A 1,086-nucleotide genomic window follows, 5' to 3' on the forward strand; every position below is an offset into this window, starting at 1 on the left:
CGCCTCACAAGCCCCTCTTCACCCCCTGAAACCCGAATTCCGCTTGTCTTGGGCGGGCAAACCGGCTGGAACGGCGCCCGACAACATAAGCCAGGCAAGGATACGGGTTCGCGATGGGCGTGACGGGTTCGATCGATTTTTTCCATGCCATCGCGGGGCTGCTCGTCGGTCTGCTGGTCGGACTGACCGGGGTGGGCGGCGGCTCGCTGATGACGCCGCTGCTGGTGCTGCTGTTCGGCGTCAGCGCCAAGACGGCGGTGGGCACCGACCTGCTGTTCGCCGCCGTGACCAAGATCGCCGGATCGGCGGTCCACGGCTCGCGCGAGAGCGTGGAGTGGAAGATCGTGCGCCGCATGGCCATGGGCAGCGTGCCCGCCGCCGTGGTGACATTGCTGGTGATGGCCCGGATGGGTTCGGTCGGCAAGTCCACGGAGCACGTCATTCTCCTCTCGCTGGCCTGCCTTCTGGCGCTGACTTCGCTCGCGGTCATCGGGCGCAAGTGGCTGTTCCGCCATGCCCATGACGGTGCCGCGCAGCGTTCGCCGATGGTGGAACTCGGCGGCACGATCGCGCTGGGTGCGCTGATCGGTGTGGCCGTTTCGGTGTCCTCGGTGGGGGCGGGAGCGATCGGGGTCACCGTGCTCTTCGTGCTCTATCCTCGTCTGCCGGTGGCGCGCATCGTCGGGTCGGACATTGCCCATGCCGTGCCGCTGACGCTGATCGCGGGCACCGGGCACTGGATCATGGGTGACGTCAACGGAACGCTGCTGACCAACCTGCTGATCGGCTCGATTCCGGGCGTGGTGGTGGGCAGCTACCTGTCCTCCCGCGCGCCGGACAAAGTGCTGCAGCCGCTGCTGGCGGCGGTGCTGGCGGTCTCGTCATGGCAACTGTTCGTGAAAGCCAACGCGCCGGAGAAGGTGAGGGTGGACGTCATTGCTCCGGCCAAGGCGGCGGAGGTTCGCTGAGACTTCGTCGTCCCGGACTTGATCCGGGACCGCTGGCCGAGATCGACCCGGCCCACGGCAGGGTGCCTTGCCTATCGCTTACTTCTAAAGACAGCCACCGGTCCCGGATCAAGTCCGG

Annotated in this window: 1 protein-coding gene; it reads left to right on the plus strand. The window is 66.9% G+C overall.

Translation table 11 applies throughout. The annotated features are described in order from the left end of the window. The first annotated feature begins 113 nt into the window (after nt 1–113). Nucleotides 114–968: a sulfite exporter TauE/SafE family protein gene (locus tag ACYPYD_RS22730; RefSeq protein ID WP_459665682.1), complete on the plus strand. Its 855-nt coding sequence runs from the start codon at nt 114–116 to the stop codon at nt 966–968. Nucleotides 969–1,086: the final 118 nt, after the last annotated feature.

Source organism: Novosphingobium sp. 11B (assembly GCF_054589055.1).

Excerpts from the sequence above, each read along its gene's own strand:
- ACYPYD_RS22730 (WP_459665682.1), top strand. The coding sequence starts at position 114 with ATGGGCGTGACGGGTTCGATCGATTTTTTCCATGCCATCGCGGGGCTG.